The organism is Streptomyces sp. NPDC001493 (assembly GCF_053597235.1).
Map to the genome: position 1 here is coordinate 15,967 of NZ_JBSFHV010000015.1, position 21,619 is coordinate 37,585.

The 21,619-nt window shown below is 72.8% G+C and carries 24 protein-coding genes; 5 read left to right on the forward strand and 19 right to left on the reverse strand.

All coding sequences use genetic code 11. The annotated features are described in order from the left end of the window. Positions 1-108 precede the first annotated feature (108 nt). The gene (locus tag ACWCWD_RS21370) at positions 109-1,344 is read left to right on the forward strand and encodes a THUMP-like domain-containing protein (RefSeq protein WP_450774559.1); all 1,236 of its coding nucleotides are present in this window, start codon (positions 109-111) and stop codon (positions 1,342-1,344) included. Here ACWCWD_RS21370 and ACWCWD_RS21375 read toward each other — a convergent pair whose 3' ends face one another. Further along, complete coding sequence (locus tag ACWCWD_RS21375) at positions 1,345-1,995, reverse strand: hypothetical protein (RefSeq protein ID WP_450774561.1); 651 nt, start codon at positions 1,993-1,995, stop codon at positions 1,345-1,347. A 174-nt stretch (positions 1,996-2,169) separates the two neighbouring features. On the opposite strand from ACWCWD_RS21375, the gene ACWCWD_RS21380 reads away from it, so the two are divergent. Continuing rightward, complete coding sequence (locus ACWCWD_RS21380) at positions 2,170-3,996, forward strand: serine/threonine-protein kinase (RefSeq protein WP_450774563.1); 1,827 nt, start codon at positions 2,170-2,172, stop codon at positions 3,994-3,996. A gap of 49 nt (positions 3,997-4,045) precedes the next feature. On the opposite strand, the gene ACWCWD_RS21385 is transcribed toward ACWCWD_RS21380, so the two are convergent. The 5 genes from ACWCWD_RS21385 to tsaB form a co-directional block, all read right to left on the reverse strand. After that, positions 4,046-4,510 (reverse strand): VOC family protein, encoded by a 465-nt coding sequence (locus tag ACWCWD_RS21385; RefSeq protein WP_450774564.1) that lies wholly within the window; start codon positions 4,508-4,510, stop codon positions 4,046-4,048. 177 nt (positions 4,511-4,687) lie between these two features. Then, positions 4,688-4,957 carry a hypothetical protein gene (locus ACWCWD_RS21390; RefSeq protein ID WP_266705137.1) on the reverse strand — a complete coding sequence of 90 codons (270 nt, stop codon included), beginning with the start codon at positions 4,955-4,957 and terminating at the stop codon, positions 4,688-4,690. Beyond that, entirely contained in the window at positions 4,954-6,063 is a 1,110-nt protein-coding gene (gene tsaD / locus ACWCWD_RS21395; RefSeq protein ID WP_450774818.1) for a tRNA (adenosine(37)-N6)-threonylcarbamoyltransferase complex transferase subunit TsaD, read from the reverse strand. The genes ACWCWD_RS21390 and tsaD overlap by 4 nt, the downstream gene beginning before the upstream one ends. 5 nt (positions 6,064-6,068) lie before the next feature. Further along, positions 6,069-6,560 (reverse strand): ribosomal protein S18-alanine N-acetyltransferase, encoded by a 492-nt coding sequence (gene rimI, locus ACWCWD_RS21400; RefSeq protein ID WP_450774567.1) that lies wholly within the window; start codon positions 6,558-6,560, stop codon positions 6,069-6,071. Then, complete coding sequence (gene tsaB / locus ACWCWD_RS21405) at positions 6,557-7,204, reverse strand: tRNA (adenosine(37)-N6)-threonylcarbamoyltransferase complex dimerization subunit type 1 TsaB (RefSeq protein WP_450774820.1); 648 nt, start codon at positions 7,202-7,204, stop codon at positions 6,557-6,559. Before tsaB ends, rimI begins: the two co-directional genes overlap by 4 nt. A gap of 205 nt (positions 7,205-7,409) precedes the next feature. On the opposite strand from tsaB, the gene ACWCWD_RS21410 reads away from it, so the two are divergent. After that, positions 7,410-7,949 carry a hypothetical protein gene (locus tag ACWCWD_RS21410; RefSeq protein WP_450774822.1) on the forward strand — a complete coding sequence of 180 codons (540 nt, stop codon included), beginning with the start codon at positions 7,410-7,412 and terminating at the stop codon, positions 7,947-7,949. A gap of 31 nt (positions 7,950-7,980) precedes the next feature. Here ACWCWD_RS21410 and ACWCWD_RS21415 read toward each other — a convergent pair whose 3' ends face one another. From ACWCWD_RS21415 to ACWCWD_RS21455, 9 genes are all read right to left on the reverse strand, one after another. Next, positions 7,981-8,202 (reverse strand): hypothetical protein, encoded by a 222-nt coding sequence (locus tag ACWCWD_RS21415; protein ID WP_450774568.1) that lies wholly within the window; start codon positions 8,200-8,202, stop codon positions 7,981-7,983. Between the two features lie 204 nt (positions 8,203-8,406). Next, a complete protein-coding gene (gene tsaE, locus ACWCWD_RS21420) occupies positions 8,407-8,949 on the reverse strand; it encodes a tRNA (adenosine(37)-N6)-threonylcarbamoyltransferase complex ATPase subunit type 1 TsaE (protein WP_450774570.1) in 543 nt (180 codons plus the stop codon). Between the two features lies 1 nt (position 8,950). Further along, entirely contained in the window at positions 8,951-10,174 is a 1,224-nt protein-coding gene (locus tag ACWCWD_RS21425; protein WP_450774572.1) for an alpha/beta fold hydrolase, read from the reverse strand. A 75-nt stretch (positions 10,175-10,249) separates the two neighbouring features. Continuing rightward, positions 10,250-11,389: an alanine racemase gene (alr, locus tag ACWCWD_RS21430; RefSeq protein ID WP_450774574.1), complete on the reverse strand. Its 1,140-nt coding sequence runs from the start codon at positions 11,387-11,389 to the stop codon at positions 10,250-10,252. Positions 11,390-11,452: 63 nt separating this feature from the next. Then, positions 11,453-11,863: a DUF488 domain-containing protein gene (locus ACWCWD_RS21435; protein ID WP_450774824.1), complete on the reverse strand. Its 411-nt coding sequence runs from the start codon at positions 11,861-11,863 to the stop codon at positions 11,453-11,455. A 62-nt stretch (positions 11,864-11,925) separates the two neighbouring features. Next, positions 11,926-13,377 carry an NAD(P)H-hydrate dehydratase gene (locus tag ACWCWD_RS21440; RefSeq protein ID WP_450774576.1) on the reverse strand — a complete coding sequence of 484 codons (1,452 nt, stop codon included), beginning with the start codon at positions 13,375-13,377 and terminating at the stop codon, positions 11,926-11,928. Between the two features lie 107 nt (positions 13,378-13,484). Beyond that, on the reverse strand, positions 13,485-13,853 hold the full coding sequence (locus ACWCWD_RS21445) for a holo-ACP synthase (protein ID WP_450774578.1): 369 nt from the start codon (positions 13,851-13,853) through the stop codon (positions 13,485-13,487). A gap of 29 nt (positions 13,854-13,882) precedes the next feature. Next, positions 13,883-15,757, reverse strand: coding sequence for a glutamine--fructose-6-phosphate transaminase (isomerizing) (glmS, locus tag ACWCWD_RS21450; protein ID WP_450774580.1), 1,875 nt, complete (start codon positions 15,755-15,757; stop codon positions 13,883-13,885). A gap of 72 nt (positions 15,758-15,829) precedes the next feature. Then, the gene (locus tag ACWCWD_RS21455; RefSeq protein WP_450774582.1) at positions 15,830-16,192 is read right to left on the reverse strand and encodes a DoxX family protein; all 363 of its coding nucleotides are present in this window, start codon (positions 16,190-16,192) and stop codon (positions 15,830-15,832) included. Between the two features lie 116 nt (positions 16,193-16,308). Between ACWCWD_RS21455 and ACWCWD_RS21460 the strand changes: the two genes are divergently transcribed. Further along, positions 16,309-16,686 carry a winged helix-turn-helix transcriptional regulator gene (locus tag ACWCWD_RS21460; RefSeq protein ID WP_450774584.1) on the forward strand — a complete coding sequence of 126 codons (378 nt, stop codon included), beginning with the start codon at positions 16,309-16,311 and terminating at the stop codon, positions 16,684-16,686. A 45-nt stretch (positions 16,687-16,731) separates the two neighbouring features. Here ACWCWD_RS21460 and ACWCWD_RS21465 read toward each other — a convergent pair whose 3' ends face one another. Together ACWCWD_RS21465 and ACWCWD_RS21470 are read right to left on the reverse strand one after the other, a co-directional pair. Then, on the reverse strand, positions 16,732-17,085 hold the full coding sequence (locus tag ACWCWD_RS21465) for a hypothetical protein (protein ID WP_450774586.1): 354 nt from the start codon (positions 17,083-17,085) through the stop codon (positions 16,732-16,734). A 325-nt stretch (positions 17,086-17,410) separates the two neighbouring features. Next, on the reverse strand, positions 17,411-17,842 hold the full coding sequence (locus ACWCWD_RS21470; RefSeq protein WP_450774588.1) for a DUF4265 domain-containing protein: 432 nt from the start codon (positions 17,840-17,842) through the stop codon (positions 17,411-17,413). Positions 17,843-18,416: 574 nt separating this feature from the next. On the opposite strand from ACWCWD_RS21470, the gene coaA reads away from it, so the two are divergent. After that, positions 18,417-19,412, forward strand: a complete 996-nt coding sequence (gene coaA, locus ACWCWD_RS21475; RefSeq protein ID WP_450774590.1) for a type I pantothenate kinase — start codon at positions 18,417-18,419, stop codon at positions 19,410-19,412. A 68-nt stretch (positions 19,413-19,480) separates the two neighbouring features. Here the strand turns inward: coaA and glmM are convergent, their stop codons facing one another. Together glmM and rpsI are read right to left on the reverse strand one after the other, a co-directional pair. Next, entirely contained in the window at positions 19,481-20,839 is a 1,359-nt protein-coding gene (gene glmM, locus ACWCWD_RS21480) for a phosphoglucosamine mutase (RefSeq protein WP_450774592.1), read from the reverse strand. 222 nt (positions 20,840-21,061) lie between these two features. Beyond that, positions 21,062-21,586 (reverse strand): 30S ribosomal protein S9, encoded by a 525-nt coding sequence (gene rpsI / locus ACWCWD_RS21485; protein WP_266705178.1) that lies wholly within the window; start codon positions 21,584-21,586, stop codon positions 21,062-21,064. Positions 21,587-21,619: the final 33 nt, after the last annotated feature.

Here is a 21,619-nt window from a genome sequence, read left to right on the forward strand (position 1 = left end):
GGACGCCGCGGGACGCCGGGGGCACGGCCCGGGGCGGCCGGCGCCGCCCGCCCGACGGGAACGGCCGGACACGGCCTGGCCCACAAGCCGGACACGGCCTGGCCCACAATGGGACGGGTGAACGCACCTCTCCCCGCCGGTGACGGCCCCGCCGACCCGCTCGCCTCCTTCGCCGCCCTGCGTACGCCCGAGGGCGCCGCCCTCCTGGACGAGCTGCGGGACCACGACCCGGCGCGCGAACTGGCCACCGCCACCCGGCTGCGCCGCGACCACGCCCCGGACCTGGTCTCGGCCGCGCTGGGGCAGGCCAGGCTCCGGCAGCGGGCGGTGGCGAAGTTCGGCGCCGAGGACGCGTACCGGATGTTCTTCACGCCCGACGGCGTCGAGCAGGCGACCCGTACCTCCGTCGCCACGTACCGCGCCGGACGGTTCGCGGCGCTGGGCGGGGTGCGGCGGGTGGCGGACCTGTGCTGCGGCATCGGCGGCGACGCGATCGCGCTGGCGCGGGCGGGCATCGAGGTGCTGGCCGTCGACCGCGACCCGCTCACCGCCGAGGTGGCCCGCGCCAACGCCGAGGCGCTCGGCCTCGGCGGGCTGATCGAGGTCCGGTGCGCCGACGTGACCGGCATCGACACCGCCGGGTACGACGCCGTCTTCGTCGACCCGGCCCGGCGCGGCGGGCGCGGCCGGATCTTCGACCCGGAGGCGTACTCGCCGCCGCTCTCCTGGGCCACCGCCGCCGCGCTGAAGGCCCCGCGCGCGGCCCTGAAGATCGCGCCGGGCATCCCGCACGAGGCGATCGGCCCGGAGGCCGAGGCCGAGTGGATCTCGGACGGCGGGGACGTGAAGGAGGCGGTGCTCTGGTACGGCGAGGGCTTCGAGGCCGGTTCCTACCGGGCGACCCTGCTGCCGTCCGGCGCCACCCTCGCCACCCGCTCCCCGCTGCCGGCCCCGCCGGTGGGCCCGGTCGGCCGCTATCTGTACGAGCCGGACGGCGCGGTGATCCGCGCCAGCCTGGTCGCCGACATCGTGGCCCGGTGCGGCGGGCGGCTGATCGACGAGACGATCGCCTACGTCACCAGCGACGAGCCGTACTCCTCCCCGTACACCTCCGCGTACGAGATCACCGACCGGCTGCCGTTCAACATGAAGCGGCTGAAGGCGCTGCTGCGGGAGCGGGAGGTCGGGGTGCTGACGGTGAAGAAGCGCGGTTCGGCGGTGGAGCCGGAGGAGGTACGCCGCCGGATGAAGCTCGCGGGGCCGAACTCCGCGACGGTCCTGCTGACCCGGGTCGCCGGCGCCCCGACCATGCTGGTCGGCCGGCCCTTCCGCCCGGCCGGCTGATCAGCCCGCCGCCGGGGCGGTCCGGCGGGACCCGCCGTGCCCGAGCACCCGCACCACCCAGCGGCGGTGCGAGACCGCGGTGACCGCGCCGGTCAGCCCGGTGATCCACGCGCAGAGGCCGACCCCCATGCCGAGGACCACCAGGCCGTACGGGTCCTCGCCCGGCGTGGCCGCCGCCGGGACGGCGAAGCAGGCGAAGAGGCCCACGGCACCCAGGGCGTACGACACCAGCAGCCAGGCGAGTCCGAGGCCGGGCATCCGCAGCGGCGGGTCCCGGTCGGGGTCGTGGTCGAGCGCGCCCCAGCCGGCCAGCAGCGCGCGGACCTTGCGGGCCCGCGCGATGTCGAGGCCGAGGAAGACGGCCGCCGGTACGAGCACGGCGATGCCGACGAAGAGGACGACGACCGCGATCAGGTCGGAGATCGGGTCGAGGGACTCCTCGAAGAAGACCATCGCCGTACCGACGAGCGCCCAGCCGAGGGCGGCGAGTCCGCCCCAGGTCAGCAGCAGGGCGAGCCGTCCGCCGCCGACGTGCAGCCGCACCAGCCCGCCGAGGACCTGGGCCCGGTCGGCGCGCAGGGAGGCACGGTCCGGCCAGGACCGGATCTCCACGGGCGGCGGGGGCGGGGGCAGCGGGGCTCGGGAAGGCATGGCCTCGACCCTACCGACCGTGCGGGCTCCCCCGCCGGAGGACTCCCGCCGCCGGAGGTATCCCGCCGCACCACCCACGTCCGGCGTCGCGCACGCTGCGGGCGCGGCCAACCCCTGCCGGATAAAGTGCCGTTCGTTCGTCTCAGGCACGCTCGACCGGGGGGTTCCACAGCCATGGGCCAGCAACAGCAGGACGGCACAGGGGTGTTCCGCCCCCTGGAGGAGAACGACCCGCGCACGGTGGCCGGTTACCGGCTGACCGCGCGGCTGGGTTCCGGCGGCATGGGCAAGGTCTACCTCTCGTACACACCGGGTGGCCGGCCGGTGGCCGTCAAGGTGATCCGGCCGGACTTCGCCGAGGACCCCGAGTTCCGGCGGCGCTTCCAGCAGGAGGTGGCGGCGGCCCAGCGGGTGCAGGGGCTCTACACCGCGCCGGTCATCGACAGCGACACGGACGGCCGCCACCCGTGGCTGGCGACCGCCTACGTGCCGGGTCCCTCGCTCGCCCAGGCGGTCACCGAGCACGGTCCGCTGCCGGTCCCGACGGTGCTGCTGACCGTCGCGGGCATGGCGGAGGCGCTGCAGGTCATCCACGGGGCGGGCATCGTCCACCGCGACCTCAAGCCGTCCAACGTGCTGCTCGCGGCGGACGGGCCGCGGGTCATCGACTTCGGCATCGCCCGCGCCGCCGACGCGACCTCGCTCACCGGCAGCGGGGTCGCCGTCGGCACCCCGTCCTTCATGGCCCCGGAGCAGGCGGCCGGGCGGCCGGTCACCCCGGCGACCGACATCTTCGCGCTCGGCCAGGTCGCGGTGTTCGCGTCGACCGGGGTGCCCGCGTTCGGCGAGGGCACCTCGCACGGGGTGCTGTACCGGATCGTGCACGAGGAGCCCGTACTGGACGGCGTGCCCGACCGGCTGCGGGAGCTGGTCACCCGCTGCCTGGCGAAGGACCCGGCGGACCGGCCGTCGGTCGCCGAGGTCGTCGCGCTCTGCCGGAGCGCGAGCGGCGAGACCCAGCTGCGCCGGCCGGAGGAGTGGCTGCCGGTCGCGGTGGCCGCCGACATCACGGGCCGTACGGCGGCCCCGGCCCCGGACCGTACGCCCCCGCCGCCGGCCGCCCCGCCGGCCGTGCCCGCCGCGCACCCCGCCCACGCCCCGACCGCCCCGGCGCACGCCCCGGCCGCCGCCGCCCCGCCGGGTGTGCCCGGCGTGTTCGGTGCTCCGGTGGCTCCGGTGCCCGGCTCGTACGGTCCGGTGCCGCCCGGCTCGTACGGCCGTCCGCCGCAGGGTGGCCCGTACCCGGCACCCGCAGCCCAGGGGACGGCCGCCCCGGCGCCCGCTTCCCCGGGGCCCGGGAAGCGGGGCGGCCGGACGGTCGCGCTGGCGGTGGCCGCCGCGCTGGTCGTCGGGCTCGGCGGCGGGGCTGCCGCGTACCGGTTCCTGGACGGCGGGAGCGGCTCCACCGGTGCGAGCGGCTCCCGCCAGGGGCAGGACCGGGCGACCGGGAGCCCGCAGGCCGCCCAGGATGCCGCTCCGACGGCGGACCCGGCCTCCGGCCACGGGACACCGTCCGGCCCGGCGTCACCGGGTGCGGGCGGGGCGGCGGCGCACGATCCGGAGCCGGTCTCCTACCAGGGGATCGACCTCACCGGCGGGTACCACCTGTCGCTGGCGGACGGCACCGACAGCCCGGTGAACGGGTCGAGCGGCGATTTCGCCTACAGCTACGTCAGCGACGCGATACGGACCACGGGGTCGATGGTGCTGCTCGACCCGGGCCAGCAGGGGAGCCTCGACGTCTGCCGGTCCGAGACGCGCTTCACCGACCGGATCGACCTCGCCCGGCTGGTGAAGGGGACGCAGATCTGCGTCCGCACCGAGGCCGGGCATCTGGGGCTGATCGTGGTGCGGGCGCTGCCCTCGGAGACCGCCGCCGCCCACTACATGACGGTGGACGCGACGGTCTGGCGCAACGCCATCGAGGTCGACGACGAGTAACGGGGCCCGTCCTCAGGCGTCTGGGCGGCGTCTCCGCCTCTCCCCGTCCTCAGGCGTTGAGCAGCGCCTCCACGTCGAGCTTGCCCATGCCCATCATCGCCTTCATGGCGCGGTCGGCGCGGTCGCGGTCGGGGCCGCCGAGGATGTCGGGGAGGGCGCGCGGCACGATCTGCCAGGACAGTCCGAACTTGTCCTTGAGCCAGCCGCACTGGCTCTCCTCGCCGCCCTCGGTGAGCGCCGCCCACAGCCGGTCCACCTCGGCCTGGTCCGCGCAGTCCACGGAGAGGGAGACGGCCTCGGTGAAGCGGAAGGCGGGTCCGCCGTTGAGGCCGATGTACTCCTGGTCCGCGAGCTGGAAGCGGACGGTCATCACGGCGCCGGCCTCGCCCGGGGAGCCCTCCGGGTAGTGGCTGGTCTCCAGGACGCGCGAGTCGCCGCCGAAGGCGGAGACGTAGAAGTCGGCGGCCTCGGCGGCTTGGCCGTCGAACCAGAGACAGGGGGTGATCTTCTGCATGGCCTTCTCCTCCAGGGGTCCCGCCGGGCACCACCTGAGCGTGGGCCCGGTCACCGGTCCGGGGCGCTGGAAGGCGGACCCGTCCGGGGCTCTGGAAGGTAGACGCGGCGGGCGCCCGGAACTCATCGGACACGCGGGGCCGCCGCCCGTACGGCGGCGCCCCGCCCCCGGGGGATGTCAGGAGTCGACCGGCCCCAGCGACTCGAAGCGCCAGCGGTGCACCGCGCGGGTGATCAGCCGTTCGTCGGGCTCGGGGAGTTCCGGCAGCTGGTCGCCGTACTCCCCCGGCCACCAGGTGATCACCAGCACCCGGTCCTTCGGGGCGCGCAGCAGCTCGGTGCGGAGCGGGGTGCGGGCGAGTTCACCGGCCCGGGCGCGGGCCCACTCCAGCAGTTCCGTACCCCGCCCGTCGGCGGCGCGGGCCTCCCACATCAGTGCGACGGTCATGAGTACAGGTTGTCCTTGCTGATCTCGTGCACGTGGTCGTGATCGTGGGTGTGACCGTGCTGGGCGCCCGGTACGTGCGGGTCGGTCACCGGCAGCGAGGAGTCGGCGGAGAGCTCCCAGTCGGAGGCGGGCCGGTTGCGGGCGACCATCTCGGCGCCGAGGGCGGCGACCATCGCGCCGTTGTCGGTGCAGAGTCCGGGGCGGGGCACCCGGAGCCGGATTCCGGCGCGCTCGCAGCGCTCCTGGGCCAGTGCGCGGAGCCGGGAGTTGGCGGCGACGCCGCCGCCGATCATCAGGTGGTCGACGCCCTCGTCCTTGCAGGCGCGGACGGCCTTGCGGGTGAGCACGTCGACCACGGCCTCCTGGAAGGACGCCGCCACGTCGCGTACCGGCACCTCCTCGCCGGCCGCGCGCTTCGCCTCGATCCAGCGGGCGACGGAGGTCTTGAGCCCGGAGAAGGAGAAGTCGTACGCGGGGTCGCGGGAGCCGCTTAGGCCGCGCGGGAACGCGATCGCCTTCGGGTCGCCCTCCTTGGCCAGCCGGTCGATGACCGGGCCGCCGGGGAAGCCGAGGTCCAGCACGCGGGCGATCTTGTCGAAGGCCTCGCCCGCCGCGTCGTCGATGGTGGCGCCCAGCGGCCGTACGTCGCTGGTGATGTCGGGGGCGAGCAGCAGCGAGGAGTGGCCGCCGCTGACCAGCAGGGCCATGGTCGGCTCGGGCAGCGGGCCGTGCTCCAGCTGGTCGACGCAGATGTGCGAGGCCAGGTGGTTGACGCCGTAGAGCGGCTTGTTCAGCGCGTACGCGTACGCCTTGGCGGCCGAGACGCCGACGAGGAGCGCTCCGGCGAGGCCCGGACCCGCGGTGACGGCGATGCCGTCGAGGTCGCGGGCGCTGACCCCGGCCGTCTTCAGGGCGCGCTCGATGGTGGGGACCATCGCCTCCAGGTGGGCGCGGGAGGCGATCTCCGGGACGACTCCGCCGAAGCGTGCGTGGGTGTCCACGCTGGACGCGACGGCGTCGGCGAGGAGGGTGGTGCCGCGCACGATGCCGACGCCGGTCTCGTCGCAGGAGGTCTCGATGCCGAGAACGAGCGGTTCGTCAGCCATTGCCATCAGCCATTCTCTGTTCCTTGTACGTGGAGGCGCATGACGAGTGCGTCGATGTTGCCCGGCTGGTAGTAGCCGCGCCGGAAGCCGATCGGCTCGAAGCCGAAGCGTTCGTAGAGCTTCTGGGCGCGGGTGTTGTCGACCCGGACTTCGAGCAGCACGGTGGCGCATTCGAAGGCGGTGGCGTGCTTCAGCAGGTCGGTGAGGAGTTCCGAGCCGAGGCCGCCGCCCCAGTGGTCGCGGGTGACACCGATGGTCTGCACGTCGGCGAGGTCGCCCGCGGCGGCGAGTCCGGCGTAGCCGACGATCCGCCCGGTGTCGGGTTCCTCGGCGACGACGTAGCGCCGGGTGGCGTGCGGGCCCCGGGCGTGGGCGAGCTCGGACCAGAACATCCCGGCCGACCAGGCGTCGTCGGGGAAGAGCTCGTGTTCGAGCTCCAGCACCGGTTCGATGTCCCACCAGCGCATCTCGCGCAGTTCAGCGGTCGGGACGGTCACTTCGGGGTGACCACCTTGTAGTTCTTCGGGACCTGCGCGTCGGGCCTGCGGAGGTAGAGCGGCTGCGGGTCGAGCAGCTTCTCACCGGCGGCGAGGCGTTCGGCGGCGAGCGCGGCGAGCGCCCCGGCCGAGACGTGCTCGGGCCCGCGCGCGTCCGGGAAGGAGTCGGGGTAGAGCACCGCTCCGGCGCCGACGACGGGGAGCCCGGCCAGCTCCTCGGCGATGTCGGCGGGCCGGTCGACGGAGGGTCCGCCGGTCCGGGTGCGGGGGTCCGCGTACCGCGCCCAGTAGACCTCCTTGCGGCGGGCGTCCGTGGCGACGGCGAAGGGCCCGGTGATCCCGGCCTCTCCGGCGGCGTACGCGAGTCCGTCCAGGGTGCACAGCCCGTGCACGGGGACGGAGAGGGCGGAGGCGAAGGTCGCGGCGGTCACCAGGCCGACGCGCAGCCCGGTGTACGGGCCGGGGCCGACGCCCACGACGATGCCGGTCACGGCGTCGAGGGTGGTTCCGGCTTCGGCGAGGACGCGGTCGACGGTGGGGAGCAGCAGCTCCCCGTGGCGTCTGGCGTCCACCTGGCCGGACTCCGCGACGACGGAGGTGCCGTCGTGGAGGGCGACGGTGACGGCGGGGGTGGCGGTATCCATGGCGAGCAAGAGCACGCAAACAGCCTACGGCTCCGGCGACCGGGGCATCGCGCCCGTACGTCGTCCCGGCCCGCCCCGTGGCTGCTGCTACCGTCACCCGGGATAACGCGAGTACGACGTAAACCTTGTACGACATGCGACAGGCGGCATGCGGCGGACCGCATGCGAAAGGGGAGCTCAGGTGGCAAGGGGCAGCTCGGGAATCGTGGCCGGGCTCACGGTGGCGGCCGTCGCCGTGGTCGCATTCCTCGCTTACCAGGCGTCGGCGAACGCCCCGGATTCGGTGGCCGCCCCCTCGACGAGCGCCTCCGCGTCCGCGTCCGCGAAGCCGTCGGCGAAGAAGCCCGCCCCCAAGGTCGACCCGCTCACGGTGCCGGGCGGCTCCGGGACCGGCCTGCGGGTCGTGTACGCGCTCAAGGAGCGCCGGGTGTGGCTGGTCGGCGAGGACGGCAAGGCGTCGCGGACATTCCCGGTGGTACCGAGCGGCATCGACCCGAAGCCGGGGACGTATCCGGTCTTCTCCCGTTCCGGTTCGGGCACGGGCTCGGACGGTGTGCCGGTCGAGCACGTGGTGAGGTTCGCCGAGGCGGCGGACACGGTGGTGGGCTTCAGCGCGGCGCAGGACGGTTCCCTGCCGTCGGCCAATCCGCCGCTGAAGACGGGCGCGGTGCGGATGGCGCGCAAGGACGCCGACGCGGTGTGGTCGTTCGCCACGGTCGCCGTGAACGTGGTCGTCGTCCCGTAGACGGGCTTCCCGACCGTCGGACTTCGGGGACTCAGGCCGCTTCGCGCTGCGCGGGCGGCCTGATTCCGTGCACCCTGGCCCCGAACCCGGCGTCGTCCTCCGCCACGGCGTCGGCGTCGTCCGCCGCGGGTGCGGCCGGGGCCGCGGACGGCGGGGTCGACACGGCGCTGGCCGCCGCACACGACGCGAGCAGATCCTTCATCGGCACCCCGGAGGGGGACGGGTACCGGACTTCTCGCTCGGGCGTCGGCATGGATGCCTCCTGGGCTCCGCTGGAGGAGTAGTTAGGTATACCTAACCAGTTCGCCACCCCATACCACCACGGGCGGGGTCGTCTGCGCAACATTTTACCGACAGCTTGTCGGAAACTCATCGGGAACCCGTCGTCCCTTCACCCCCGGACACGCCTGCGGGGCGCCTCCCCGAAGGAAGACGCCCCGCGCGGAGAGTGCCGGACTCAGGCCGCGTGCCCGCCGATCCGGGTCTCCAGGTCCGCCCAGCGCGCCCCGACCCCCGCGAGGGTCACCTCGCGACGTTCGTCGTCGGTGTCGCCGGTGGCGCGGTCGATGACCACGTGGAGCCGGTCGTCGGAGAGTTCCTCGACCTTGCCGTCGCCCCACTCCACGACCACCACCGAGTCCGGCAGTGACACGTCGAGGTCCAGGTCCTCCATCTCGTCGAGCCCGCCGCCCAGGCGGTACGCGTCGACGTGGACCAGGGCGGGGCCGTCGCCCAGCGGGGGGTGGACCCGGGCGATCACGAAGGTGGGGGACGTGACGGCGCCCCGCACCCCGAGTCCCTCGCCGAGGCCCCGGGTCAGGGTCGTCTTTCCGGCGCCGAGTTCGCCGGTGAGCATCACCAGGTCGCCGGGGGCCAGCAGCCCGGCCAGCTCCCGGCCGAGCTCGGTCATCTGCTCGGGTGACTCGACGGCGATGCGTACGGTGACGGCGTCCGGGGCCGCCGCGATCTCGGCGGCCTGGCCGTTGTGCGGTGCTTCCATGTCAGACCACGTTAGCCGGAGCGGGTACGGCTCCGATCCGCACCAGCAGGTCCGCGAGCCGGTCGGTCACCGTCTCGGGGTGTTCCAGCATCACCAGATGGCCCGCGTCCGGCACGATGACCAGCTCCGCGTCGGGCAGCACGTCGGCGATGGCCTCGCTGTGCGAACTGGGCGTGACCAGGTCTTTGTCGCCCGCCAGGATCAGTACCGGCATGTCCCGGAAGACGGGCAGCGCGGCACTCTTGTCGTGCTCGGTGAACGCCGGGTAGAACTCGGCGACGACGTCGATGGGGGTCGCCTCGATGAGCCGCTCGGCGAACCGGGCGACCGCCGGGTCCACGTCCCGGGAGCCGAACGAGTACCGCTTGATCAGACTCGCGAAGAGGTCGGCGGTCGCCCTGCGGCCCCGCTCCACCAGCTCCGTCTGCGTACCGAGCGCCTTCAGCACCCCGGGGAGCACCCGGCGCACCGCGTTGACGCCCGCGACCGGCAGGCCGAAGCTGACCTCGCCGAGCCGGCCGCTGGAGGTGCCGACGAACGCGGCGGCGGCGACCCGGTCGCGGACCAGCGCCGGGTACTGGTCGGCCAGCGCCATCATCGTCATGCCGCCCATCGAGTGTCCGACCAGCACGAGGCGCCCCTCGGGGGCCGCCGCGTCGATGACGGCCTTCAGGTCCCGGCCCAGCTGGTCGATGGTGACCGGCACCCCGTCGGCCTGTGACCTGCCGCGCGCGGACCGGCCGTGGCTGCGCTGGTCCCAGTGGACGGTACGGACCAGCCCGCGCAGCGCCGCCCGCTGGAAGTGCCAGGAGTCCTGGGCGAGGCAGTAGCCGTGGCTGAAGACGACGGTGACGGGGCCGGGGGACTTGCGGCCGAAGAGGCGGCGCTTGCGCGGACCGGTGGAGCCGCCGCTCCCGGTGGCCGCCGGTTCGGCCTCGTCGATCTCGTAGTACAGCGCGGTGCCGTCGTCGGCGGCCGCCTGGCCGGGGGTGCCGCGCAGCGCCCCGTACGGCCCGGAGGCGTCCAGTGCGAGGCGCGCCCTCTTCCGCATGCCCCGGCCGACCGTGAGGCGTTCCACGGCGACCCCGGCCGCCGCACCCGCCGCGAGCACCCCTATGGCGGCCCCGGCGAACCCGGCCCGGCGCCAACCGCCCGCCGTGGCCGCGGCGGCCGCCGCCACCGCTTCCCCCGCGGCTCCTGCGGCTCCCGCACTGCTGTCGCTCACCGTGCCCGCTCCTCGTCCGTGGTCGTGGTCCGTGGTCGTGGTCCGTGCTCGTCGGTGGTTACGCCCCGAAGGTGCTCACGCGCCGACGTGTACCCGGGGGACCCGCGTACCGATCCTGGTGACGATCTCGTACGCGATGGTGTCCGCCGCCACCGCCCAGTCCTCGGCGGTCGGCTCGCCCCGGTCGCCCGGCCCGAAGAGCACCGCCTCGGCGCCCGGCTCGGTGCGGTCGCCCTCCAGGTCCACGACGAACTGGTCCATGGCGACCCGCCCGGCGACCGTTCGCACCCGGCCGGCGACCAGCACCGGGCCGCGCCCCGAGGCGTGGCGCGGGATGCCGTCGGCGTACCCGAGCGGCACCAGGGCGAGGGTGGTCTCGGCGGGGGTCGTGTAGTGGTGGCCGTAGCTGATGCCGTGCCCGGCGGGGACCTGCTTGACCAGCGCGACGGAGGCGGAGAGCGTCATCACCGGGCGCAGCCCGAAGTCGGCGGGGGTGCCCAGCTCGGGGCTGGGCGAGATGCCGTACATCGCGATCCCGGTGCGCACCAGGTCGAAGTGGGACTCCGGCACGGTCAGGGTGGCCGGGGAGTTGGCGATGTGCCGGACCTCGGGCTCCACTCCGGCCTTCTCGGCGTACGCCACCATGTCGCGGAAGACCGTGAGCTGGGCGGCGATCGAGGGGTGGCCGGGCTCGTCGGCGCAGGCGAAGTGGGACCAGAGGCCGGTGACGCGGACCGCCCCGCTCTCCTCGGCGGTACGCGCCTCGGCGACCAGCTCGGGCCAGTCGGCGGGCTGGCAGCCGTTGCGGCCGAGTCCGGTGTCGGCCTTGAGGTGGATACGGGCCGTCCTGCCCGCCTCCCCGGCCGCGGCGACGACCTCGCGGAGCGCCCAGAGGCCGCTGACGGAGACGTCGATGTCGGCCTCGATCGCCTCGCGCCAGGGGCCGCCGGGGGTCCACAGCCAGCACATGATCCGGGAGTCGAGACCGGCCGCGCGCAGCGCCAGGGCCTCCTGCGGGGTGGCGGTGCCGAGCCAGGTCGCCCCGGCTTCGAGCGCGGCGCGGGCGCAGGGCACGGCGCCGTGGCCGTAGGCGTCGGACTTCACCACGGCCATGAGCTGGGCTCCGCCCGCCCGCGCGCGCAGCTCGCGCACGTTGGCGCGGAGTGCGGCGAGGTCGATCTCGGCCCGGGCTCTCAAGGACGCTTTCTCGTTCATCGCGGCCAGTGTCTCAGGTCGGCGGCCGGGAGCCCGGCGCGCGGGGGCCTACCGCGCCGGTGCTCAGGCGCCGCCGGGGCGGTGGGCCCGCGCGTGCTCCAGGTACTCGACGAGGACCGGCACATGGCTGGCGTCGATGTCCTTGACGGAGGTCAGCAGGGTCACCGGGGTGTCCTCCTCCAGCAGGCCCAGCAGGAGGGCGACCGACTCGGCGTGCGCGGGGTCGTCGAGTTCGGCGCGGTAGCGGTCCACGAACGCGTCGTGCCGGGCGCCGGAGCGGTCCTGGTGGTACCAGCCGCGCAGCTCGTTGGAGGGGGTGATGTCCTTCAGCCACCGGTCGACGGCGGCCCGCTCCTTCGACACCCCGCGCGGCCAGAGCCGGTCGACCAGCACCCGGACGCCGTCCGCACGCGGCTCGGGCGGGTCGTAGACCCTGCGGACCCGGATGCCGCTGCCGCCTTCCTCACCGCTCATGCGTACCGCCTCCCGTTCCAGGGTGGCCCGGACCGACGGCCCGCGCACGCCCCGGGCGCTCCTCAGCCCCTGCGCACGTCGCGCCAGGCGGCCGGGATGCCCTCGGCGATGTCCTGCGCGGAGACGGGTGCCCCGTCCGCGCCGTGCCGTCCGGCGAGGCCGTGCAGGTGGGCGCCGACCGAGGCCGCGTCGCGGGGGGCGAGGCCGGCCGCGAGCAGGGAGCCGATCAGCCCGGAGAGCACGTCGCCGCTGCCCGCCGTGGCGAGCCACGCGGTGCCGGTCGGGTTCACCCGTACGGGGATGTCGCCGGTCTCCGCGATCAGTGTGGTGGACCCTTTGAGGAGGACCGTGGCGCGGTAGCGGGCGGCGAGCTCGCGTACGGCGGCGAGCCGCCCCGCCTCCACCTCCGCGCGCTCCACGCCGAGCAGGGCGGCGGCCTCCCCGGCGTGCGGGGTGAGGACGGTGGCGGCCGTGCGGGCACGCACCGCGTCGCCGTCCATCAGCCGGAGTCCGTCCGCGTCGATCAGTACGGGTACGTCGGTGGCGAGTACGTCCTCGACGGCGGCGGTGGCCGCCCGCCCGTCGCCGAGCCCGGGGCCGACCACCCAGGACTGCACCCGGCCCGCCTGCGAGGGCCGCCCCTCGTGCACCAGGGTCTCGGGGAACCGGGCGATCACCGTCTCCCCGCCCGGACCCGCGTACCGCACCGCACCGGCGCCGCCGCGCAGCGCCCCGGCGACGGCGAGGACCGCCGCGCCCGGGTAGCGCTCGGAACCGGCGACCACGCCGACGACGCCCCGTCCGTACTTGTCGCTCTCCGCGCCCGGCAACGGCAGCAGCGCCGCCACGTCCGCGAACTGGAGCGCCTCCAGGTCGGGGCGCTCCGGCAGCTCCGGGCCGAGGCCGATGTCGACCAGCCGCAGCCCGCCGGCCCGCTCGGCGCCGGGGTCGACGAGCAGACCGGGCTTGTACGCGCCGAAGGTGACGGTGGCGTCGGCGCGTACCGCCTCGCCGTGCACCTCCCCGCTGTCCGCCTCCACCCCGCTGGGCAGGTCCACCGCGAGGACCGGCGCCCCGTGCCCCTCGGTGACCGCCTTCACCAGCGCGGCGGCCTCCGCGCGCAGCCCGCCCCGGCCGCCGATGCCGGTGATCCCGTCCACCACGAGGTCCACGATCCCGGCCTCCTCGGGGCGGTCCAGCACCCGTCCGCCGGCCGCGCGGAGCGCGGTGAGGCCGCCCGCGTGGGCCTGGTCGGGGGCGGTGAGCAGGACGCTGACGCCCGCCCCGCGCCGGGCGAGGCGGGCACCCGCGTAGAGGGCGTCGCCGCCGTTGGCGCCGCTGCCGACGAGGAGCAGCACCCGGGACCCGTACACCCGGCCGTTGCGCCGGAGCAGGTCCCCGCAGGCGACGGCGAGCCCGGCGGCGGCGCGCTGCATCAGGGCGCCCTCGGGCAGCCGCGCCATCAGGGCCCGCTCGGCGGCCCGTACGGTCTCCACGCTGTAAGCGGTACGCATCGGTCAGCCCTTCACGCTTCGGGGAGCAACAGGTCCGGTGATGATCATCCGGCGGGTCGGCTCACACGTACCCGTACGCCCGCCCGCACAAGCCCCGGCCCACCCTCTCAACCTTCCGCGACCACCATGGCCGACGCCACCCCCGCGTCGTGGCTGAGGGAGATGTGCCAGCTGCGGACGCCGAGGGCCTCGGCGCGGGCGGCGACCGTGCCGGTGACCCGCAGGCGGGGCTGCCCGCTCTCCTCGACCCAGACCTCGCAGTCGGTCCAGAGGAGGCCGCCGGGCGCCCCGAGGGCCTTGGCGACGGCCTCCTTGGCGGCGAACCGGGCGGCGAGCGAGGCGATGCCGCGCCGCTCGCCGCCGGGCAGCAGCAGCTCCCGGTCGAGGAAGAGCCGCTCGGCCATCTGGGGCGTACGTTCCAGTGCGGCTTCGAACCGCGCGATCTCGGCCACATCGATCCCGACCCCGATGATCACGGGCCCACCCCTCGTTCTGTGCTCGGTGCCTATTCCACGGTCACGGACTTCGCCAGGTTGCGCGGCTGGTCCACCTCGTTGCCCCGGGCCGTCGCGAGTTCGCAGGCGAAGACCTGCAACGGGACCGTGGCGACCAGGGGCTGAAGCAGCGTAGGCGTCGGAGGAATCGTAATGAGGTGGTCGGCGTACGGGGCGACGGTCTCGTCGCCCTCCTCCGCGACGACGATGGTGCGGGCGCCCCGGGCACGGATCTCCTGGATATTGGAGACGATCTTGTCGTGCAGGACGGACCGCCCGCGCGGGGACGGCGCGACGACGACGACCGGCAGGTCCTCCTCGATGAGCGCGATCGGCCCGTGCTTCAACTCCCCCGCCGCGAACCCCTCGGCGTGCATGTACGCGAGTTCCTTCAGCTTCAACGCCCCTTCCAGCGCCACCGGGTGGCCGACGTGCCGGCCGAGGAAGAGCACGGTGTTCTTGTGCGCGAGGGAGCGGGCCAGCTCGCGGACGGGCTCCATGGTGGCGAGGACGCGTTCGACGGCGTCGGGGACTTCGGAGAGCTGGCGGACGATCGTACGGATCTCGTCGCCGAACTTCGTCCCGCGCACCTGCCCGAGGTAGAGCGCGACCAGGTAGCAGGCGACGAGCTGGGTGAGGAACGCCTTGGTGGAGGCGACCGCCACCTCGGGCCCGGCGTGCGTGTAGAGGACGGCGTCGGACTCGCGCGGGATGGTCGAGCCGTTGGTGTTGCAGATGGCGAGGACGTGCGCGCCCTGCTCCCGGGCGTGCCGGAGCGCCATCAGGGTGTCCATGGTCTCGCCGGACTGCGAGATCGCGACGACCAGGGTGTTCGGCGAGAGGATCGGGTCGCGGTAGCGGAACTCGCTGGCCAGCTCGGTCTCGCAGGGCAGCCGGGTCCAGTGCTCGATGGCGTACTTGGCGATCAGACCCGCGTGGTACGCCGTACCGCAGGCCACCACGACCACCTTGTCGATCTCCCGCAGCACGCTCGGCGGCAGCCGCACCTCGTCCAGGGTCAGCGCGCCCTCGCCGTCGATCCGCCCGAGGAGGGTGTCGGCGATGGCCCGGGGCTGCTCGGCGATCTCCTTGAGCATGAAGGAGTCGTACCCGCCCTTCTCGGCGGCGGAGGCGTCCCAGTCGACGTGGTAGCTCCGCACCTCGGCGGGCGTACCGTCGAACCCGGTGACGGTGACCCGGTCCCGGCGCACCTCCACCACCTGGTCCTGGCCCAGCTCGACGGCGTCCCGGGTGTGCGCGATGAACGCGGAGACGTCCGAGGCGAGGAACGCCTCACCGTCCCCGACCCCCACCACCAGCGGCGAGTTGCGCCGCGCGCCGACCACGGTGTCCGGCTCGTCCGCGTGTACGGCGACCAGGGTGAAGGCCCCCTCAAGCCGTCGGCAGACCCGCCGCATCGACTCGGCGAGCCCGCTGCCCGCCTCGAACTCCTCGGCCAGCAGGTGCGCCACCACCTCGGTGTCGGTGTCCGAGGTGAGGTCGTGCCCGCGCCGGGTCAGCTCGGTGCGCAGGGTCGCGAAGTTCTCGATGATCCCGTTGTGCACGACGGCGACCTTGCCCGCGTTGTCCAGGTGCGGATGCGCGTTGGCGTCCGTCGGCGCCCCGTGCGTCGCCCACCGGGTGTGCCCGATGCCGGTGAGACCGGCGGGCAGCGGGTGGTCCTTGAGCTCCTTCTCCAGGTTGACGAGCTTGCCGGCTTTGCGGGCGCTGGCGAGCCCCCCGTGCGCCCCGTCCGGCCCGTCCGCCCCGGTCGCCAGCACGGCGACCCCGGCGGAGTCGTACCCCCGGTACTCCAGCCGCTTCAACCCCGCGACGACTACGTCCTGCGCCGACTGCGATCCGACATAACCCACGATTCCACACATGTCGGCACGATAAGGCGGGAGAGGCGGTCAGGGCGGGGGTTACGGAAGGGGTGGGCGTGGGGCCCGCCGGCTCTATCTGGCGGCGGCGAGCCAGGCGGCCACGGCGGCGAGCACGATCAGCGCCGCGTTGAGCCCGGTCTCCTTGACCTCACCCCGGGACAGGTGCAGGGCACCCGCGAGGAGTTGGAGCACGACGAGGCCGAGCGCGGCAACCAGCGCGAGGACGGGGGCGATCCCGGTGAGCGGCGGCAGGATCAACCCTGCGGCACCGAGGATCTCGACAACCCCGATCCCACGGACCGCCCCCATCGGCACGGTGTCCACCCAGCCCATCATGGGCGCGAGTTGTTCCTTGCTCTGGGCGACCTTCTTGCCCCCGGCGTAGAGGTAGAAGAACGCCAGCAGCCCTGCGACGATCCAGTACGCGATGTCCATCCTCGTCCTCCGTCATGATGGTGAGCAGACCGGTGCGGACCCACATGATGGGCGCGGACGGAACCGCGTACAAAAGGCACACCGGTGTGCGTGAGACGAGAAGAGGACGGGTGCCCATGTCGAAGAACCGCGGCTCCTGCCTTATCCGCGGCGACGGCGGCCGGACGATCCGAAGCCTCCTGGACCGCATCGGCGACCGCTGGTCCCTGCTGGTCGTGGCCGTCCTCGACGGCGAACGCCTCCGCTTCGGCGAACTCCAGCAGCGCGTCCCCGGCATCTCCCAGCGCATGCTCACCCGCACCCTGCGCAACCTGGAGCGGGACGGGCTGGTGACTCGGACGTCCTACCCGGAGGTACCGCCCCGGGTCGAGTACGAGCTCACGGACCGGGGGCGGACCCTGATCGGTCCGGCGGTGGCGCTGGCGGAGTGGGCCGTGGACCACGGGCCGGCCGTTGAGGCCAGTCGGACCAGATTCGACGCGGGACGGACCTGACCCCGTCCCCCGGCATGGGCGTCCAGAGCATGAGTCCCGATCCGCTCAGCGCCGCCACCATCCATGCGCCTGCCCGCAGGGCGCCGTGCCACCAGGTTTTCTGTCCAAGAAGGTCGGTGACGGATTCCACGGCTTGGGAATCTTGGACGAGCGAAGGCCTTCCGGGTTCGGTGTGGATTGCGGCATCTGCGCGACCGACCACGGGATCTCGCCCGGCCCGCCCGGCTGCATCGACACCCGACCCACCCCGAACGACGGAGAGAAATCCACATCGACGCCGATCGCCAGCCGCTCGCATTTTGCAGGCATGTGCGGGAAGTGCACATTTGAGAAAAGGTCGTCAATGCGACTCCGCGGATCTTCCTGCAAGCCACGAAGAAGCAGCTGACGGTAGCTCACCGCATGGTGCCACATGCGAAATGGGCGCTGACATGCGGCCACGGAATCCGCTTCTGGATCCTAGACACTTAGATCCCACGAGAAAATCACCGGCGACTTTATTACCACCCATGTAAAAGGTAAGCCTACTGGCATCCAGATTTCCCACTCGGTGGGCACACTCCAGGATGACCATCTCCCTCTGCGTGGTATACCAGTTATCTCCTTGCCTCTGACTCACGGCGTCACCGAATAGCCTGACCGGAGAAGCGGCAGCCTCACCACTATTCATCGTGAAGCCGTCAAGGCGAACGTGAATTTGAGTTCAGATACTCACCGCCAGCACTCACCGCCCGTTGGCAGACCTGAATTCCTTGGAGTCACCCCACTCCCAGAGAGCCGTTCCGTTCTGGATTTCCCCCTGAACAGAGTCGAAGATCGGCTGCATCGCAGAGATGTCTGGGACATCAATCGCGACAAAGCGATCACCGTTCCACTCGCTCAGGAGCCCTGCGGAGTCCACGGCCATGCGCAGCGCAGATCGACTGTCCGTCAAGGGTCGCGGCTCAGCAAAGAGGACCCGAAGGACACGACGACCCGACTTCCTGATCAACCGGCTAACGGTTTCCGACTCGCCCTTCTCCACCACATCACCCAGCGCCAGACCGTGGGCATGGAAGGGGATACAGCAAACCTCATAGCCGCCCTCTTCGCCGATCTCCCGAAGCCAAACCTGCTCGAGCATCCCTCGAAGATCGAACGGGGCCAGATCCACCATGGCCACATAGTTCTTCTCGCCCCTCCACGCAGGGGCCTCATGGCTGACGTATGTAACTCCGCCAATCGTGACCTGCAAGATATCCTCCACCACTGAGCCGGAAACAGATTAGCGGCGGGCCACATTGCGGCCCGCCGCATTCAAGTTATGGAATTTTTCTGGGAACCGGTACGGTCGCCTGCATATTCGCCGGCCACCACGGAGGCGGCCAGAGCCCACTGTAGTTCGCTGGCGGATTCAGCGGAGCCACCTGCCGCGCTTAGAGCTGTTGCAGAATGTGCAAGCAGGCGTGGTGTTCGCGTCCGAAAGCCTCCCCCGTCAATCCGTGGCTCCACGTGATCGATAGGCACCGCGATGTTCGTGCGGCAGTATGAACACAGCACTTGATTGAGCGGCGGATGCCGCCGGCCTCCTCTGCGGGCCCGCACCCCACCCCGGGTGCGGGCCCGCAGCCGCGTCCGGGCGAGGCCCGCACCGCGCAACCCCGCCCCGCGCGCCCCGGCCCCGCGCAACCCCACGCCCGCGTGAGGGACCCCACCCCCCGCTCCGTTCAAACTCCCGTAACAATGAATACGTGATCACATCGCCGCCCCGTGGCAGCCAGCGTCGCACCGAGCACGGGCCGACGCCCTATGTCGACCTCTCGCGCGCCGAGTGGAGTGCCCTCCGCGACAAGACCCCGCTGCCGCTGACCGCCGAGGAGGTGGAGCGGCTGCGCGGGCTCGGTGACGTCATCGACCTCGACGAGGTCCGCGAGGTCTACCTCCCGCTCTCCCGGCTGCTCAACCTGTACGTGCAGGCCACCTCGGGCCTGCGCGGCGCCCTGAACACCTTCCTCGGGGACGCGGGCAACGGCCACGGGGCGCAGCGCGGTACCCCGTTCGTCATAGGGGTCGCGGGGAGCGTGGCGGTCGGCAAGTCGACCAGCGCCCGGCTGCTCCAGGCGCTGCTGGCGCGGTGGCCGGAGCACCCCAGGGTGGAGCTGGTGACCACGGACGGGTTTCTGCTGCCGATGAAGGAGCTGCGGGCGCGGGGGCTGACCTCGCGGAAGGGGTTCCCGGAGTCGTACGACCGGCGGGCGCTGACCCGGTTCGTCGCGGACATCAAGTCGGGGAAGGAGGAGGTCACCGCCCCCGTCTACTCGCACCTGATCTACGACATCGTGCCCGGCGAGCGGCTCACCGTGCGCCGCCCGGACATCCTGATCGTGGAGGGGCTGAACGTCCTCCAGCCGGCGCTGCCCGGCAGCGACGGGCGGACCAGGGTGGGGCTCGCGGACTACTTCGACTTCAGCGTGTACGTGGACGCGCGCGCGGAGGACATCGAGAGCTGGTACCTCAACCGGTTCCGCAAGCTCCGCGAGACGGCGTTCCAGGACCCGTCCTCGTACTTCACGAAGTACACCCAGGTCTCCGAGGAGGAGGCCATGGAGTACGCGCGCAACACCTGGCGGACCATCAACAAGCCGAACCTGCTGGAGAACGTGGCGCCCACCCGCAGCCGCGCCACGCTGGTGCTGCGCAAGGGGCCGGACCACAAGGTGCAGCGGCTCTCCCTGCGGAAGCTGTAGGAGCCGCGGAAAACACCGCTGGGCGGCCCCTCATGGGGCCGCCCAGCGGTGACACGCCTTCAGAACCCTCAGCCCAGCGCCGACTTCACCACGTCGGCCAGCCGGCCCGCGATGGCCTGGGCCTGGCCGAAGTCGGCGGCCTCCACCATGACGCGTACCAGCGGCTCGGTGCCGGACTTGCGGAGCAACACCCGTCCGGTTGCGCCGAGTTCACGCTCGGCCTCGGCGACGGCGGCGGCCAGTTCGGCGGAGGTGGAGACGCGCGACTTGTCGACGTCGGGGACGTTGACGAGGACCTGCGGCAGGCGCTGCATGACGCCCGCGAGCTCGGCGAGGGTGCGGCCGGTGGCGGCGACGCGGGCCGCCAGCATCAGGCCGGTCAGGGTGCCGTCGCCGGTCGTGGCGTGGTCCAGCACGATGACGTGGCCGGACTGCTCGCCGCCGAGCGCGTACCCCTCGGCCTTCATGGACTCCAGGACGTACCGGTCGCCGACGGCGGTCTGGACGAGCTCGATGCCCTCGCGCTCCATGGCCATCTTGAAGCCGAGGTTCGACATGACCGTGCCGACGACGGTGTTGCCGCGCAGCTGTCCGGCGTCGCGCATCGCGAGGGCGAGGACGGCGAGGATCTGGTCGCCGTCGATCTCGTTGCCCTGGGCGTCGACGGCGAGGCAGCGGTCGGCGTCGCCGTCGTGGGCGATGCCGAAGTCGGCGCCGTGCTCGACCACGGCGGCCTGGAGGAGGGAGAGGTGGGTGGAGCCGCAGCCGTCGTTGATGTTCAGGCCGTCGGGGTCGGCGCCGATCGTGACGACCTCCGCGCCGGCCCGGGCGAACGCCTCCGGGGAGACGTAGGCGGCGGCGCCGTGCGCCTCGTCGAGCACCACCTTGAGGCCGTCGAGCCGGTTCGGCAGGACGCCGATGAGGTGGGCGACGTACCGCTCGAAGCCCTCGGTGTAGTCGGTGACGCGGCCCACGCCGGCGCCGGTGGGGCGGGCCCAGGGCGCGCCGGTGCGGTGCTGGTCGTAGACGGTCTCGATGCGGTCCTCCAGCTCGTCGGCGAGCTTGTGGCCGCCGCGCGCGAAGAACTTGATGCCGTTGTCGGGCATGGCGTTGTGGCTGGCGGAGAGCATCACGCCGATGTCGGCGCCGAGCACGCCGGTGAGGTACGCCACGGCCGGCGTGGGCAGCACACCGACCCGCAGGACGTCGACGCCCGCGCTGGCGAGACCCGCCACCACGGCGGCTTCGAGGAACTCTCCGGAGGCCCGGGGATCGCGGCCGACCACGGCCGTGGGGCGGTGCCCCTCGAAGGTGCCCGCCTCGGCGAGTACGTGCGCCGCCGCGACCGACAGCCCGAGCGCCAGCTCGGCCGTGAGATCCGCGTTGGCGACCCCGCGCACGCCGTCCGTACCGAAGAGTCGTCCCACTGGTGTCCTCCGAAATGCTCCGACAACCGCAAAAGCACAACAATTAACAACCGACAGAAGAGCCCCAACCGCCACACTTCGCCCGTCAGAAGGCACGAAGGGCCGGATGTGCCGATGAACGTCTTATGCCGTTATACGCCCGTGAGAGGCGATAAACGAACGCCCCGACAGCACGGTGTGTGCCGCCGGGGCGAACGTGTGAAGCAGACGAGCAGGCGGGATTTAGCGCTTGCTGTACTGGGGCGCCTTGCGGGCCTTCTTGAGACCGGCCTTCTTGCGCTCGACCGCACGGTCGTCGCGGGAGAGGAAGCCGGCCTTCTTCAGCGTGGCGCGGTTGTTGTCCACGTCAGCCTCGTTCAGCGCACGGGCAACGCCGAGGCGCAGGGCGCCGGCCTGACCCGAGACGCCGCCACCCGAGATGCGGGCGATGACGTCGTAGCGGTTGTCGAGCTCGAGCACCTTGAAGGGCTCGTTGACTTCCTGCTGGTGCACCTTGTTGGGGAAGTAGTCCTCAAGGGTGCGACCGTTGATCTTCCACTTGCCGGTGCCCGGAACGATCCGGACGCGGGCGATGGCGTTCTTGCGACGGCCAAGGCCGGCGGCGGGCTGCGGGTCGCCGAAGCGGCCGGCGAGCGACTCGGAGGTGTACTCACCCTCGACGGGGACCTCGGACTCGAAGGTGGTCACCTCGGCGAAGGTCTCCTCGCCCTCGGTGCCCTCGACGGTCTCAACAGTGGTCTCGGCCACGATTCTCCTCAGATCTTTCTTATGGTCTTAGGG

Excerpts from the sequence above, each read along its gene's own strand:
- ACWCWD_RS21470 (WP_450774588.1), bottom strand. The coding sequence starts at position 17,842 with ATGGTGGATCTGGCCCCGTTCGATCTTCGAGGGATGCTCGAGCAGGTT.
- ACWCWD_RS21460 (WP_450774584.1), top strand. The coding sequence starts at position 16,309 with ATGTCGAAGAACCGCGGCTCCTGCCTTATCCGCGGCGACGGCGGCCGG.
- tsaE (WP_450774570.1), bottom strand. The coding sequence starts at position 8,949 with ATGGAAGCACCGCACAACGGCCAGGCCGCCGAGATCGCGGCGGCCCCG.
- tsaB (WP_450774820.1), bottom strand. The coding sequence starts at position 7,204 with ATGGATACCGCCACCCCCGCCGTCACCGTCGCCCTCCACGACGGCACC.
- ACWCWD_RS21375 (WP_450774561.1), bottom strand. The coding sequence starts at position 1,995 with ATGCCTTCCCGAGCCCCGCTGCCCCCGCCCCCGCCGCCCGTGGAGATC.
- ACWCWD_RS21390 (WP_266705137.1), bottom strand. The coding sequence starts at position 4,957 with ATGACCGTCGCACTGATGTGGGAGGCCCGCGCCGCCGACGGGCGGGGT.
- ACWCWD_RS21435 (WP_450774824.1), bottom strand. The coding sequence starts at position 11,863 with ATGAGCGGTGAGGAAGGCGGCAGCGGCATCCGGGTCCGCAGGGTCTAC.
- ACWCWD_RS21385 (WP_450774564.1), bottom strand. The coding sequence starts at position 4,510 with ATGCAGAAGATCACCCCCTGTCTCTGGTTCGACGGCCAAGCCGCCGAG.
- ACWCWD_RS21415 (WP_450774568.1), bottom strand. The coding sequence starts at position 8,202 with ATGCCGACGCCCGAGCGAGAAGTCCGGTACCCGTCCCCCTCCGGGGTG.
- alr (WP_450774574.1), bottom strand. The coding sequence starts at position 11,389 with ATGAACGAGAAAGCGTCCTTGAGAGCCCGGGCCGAGATCGACCTCGCC.
- ACWCWD_RS21370 (WP_450774559.1), top strand. The coding sequence starts at position 109 with ATGGGACGGGTGAACGCACCTCTCCCCGCCGGTGACGGCCCCGCCGAC.
- glmS (WP_450774580.1), bottom strand. The coding sequence starts at position 15,757 with ATGTGTGGAATCGTGGGTTATGTCGGATCGCAGTCGGCGCAGGACGTA.
- tsaD (WP_450774818.1), bottom strand. The coding sequence starts at position 6,063 with ATGGCTGACGAACCGCTCGTTCTCGGCATCGAGACCTCCTGCGACGAG.
- ACWCWD_RS21455 (WP_450774582.1), bottom strand. The coding sequence starts at position 16,192 with ATGGACATCGCGTACTGGATCGTCGCAGGGCTGCTGGCGTTCTTCTAC.
- ACWCWD_RS21380 (WP_450774563.1), top strand. The coding sequence starts at position 2,170 with ATGGGCCAGCAACAGCAGGACGGCACAGGGGTGTTCCGCCCCCTGGAG.
- ACWCWD_RS21440 (WP_450774576.1), bottom strand. The coding sequence starts at position 13,377 with ATGCGTACCGCTTACAGCGTGGAGACCGTACGGGCCGCCGAGCGGGCC.